The organism is Virgibacillus carmonensis (genome assembly GCF_057836705.1).
Genome location: NZ_JBYQFJ010000174.1, coordinates 1 through 688, shown reverse-complemented (window position 1 = coordinate 688; position 688 = coordinate 1). Strand labels below are relative to the sequence as shown.

At 33.4% G+C, this 688-nt stretch carries 1 protein-coding gene; it reads right to left on the bottom strand.

The genetic code is table 11. The annotated features are described in order from the left end of the window. Window positions 1-416 precede the first annotated feature (416 nt). Window positions 417-688 (bottom strand): STAS domain-containing protein (locus AC3G7N_RS21215; RefSeq protein ID WP_489424124.1); only part of this gene is annotated, 272 nt, incomplete at its 5' end.

The window sequence follows — 688 nt, the reverse complement described above, 5'->3', positions numbered from 1 at the left end:
AAATAAATCAGCGGATATACCAAATAACTTTGTAATCGCATCATCAACCATCGTACTATTGAAGAACGATAGTACAATAAATAATATTAAAACACCTCCACTTACAAGAAATACTGTAAAGTCCAATTTAACCTTTTTGTTGTCTAGCACGTTTTTCCTCCTAATTGGTTAGGAACAAGTGTCTAAACTATCGCTTTAAGTTTTGTATAGTTATCATAAACTCTGACTAAAAAAGCTTGTCAGCTTGCCCGTTTGATTCACATAAGTTTTTATTATAGTGATGATCATCTATATCGTCAACTTTGATCAGAATGAAAAGTTGTGATTATTTATTAATTGTTATTGGTATGTACCGAATAAAAAAAACTATCCACTCTATTCAATTTAAAGGAGTTGGATAGCTTTTTTATCATGAATTATTTAATGATGTTTTCTGAAACAATATGTTTAGATAATGCTTGTTGCATTGTACTGTAAGTCTTTACTTCCGAAAAGTTAATTCCTAATGTTACCATGGTTTGCGCAACCTCCGGACGAATGCCGGCAAGAACAGCCTTTACCCCGACCAACTCCAATGATTGTATAATCTTAAAGATATAATGTGCTACCATCGTGTCCACAACAGCAACACCTGAGAGATCAATAAATAAATGGGATAATTCCTGTTTGGCGGATTCACGCATCGCTG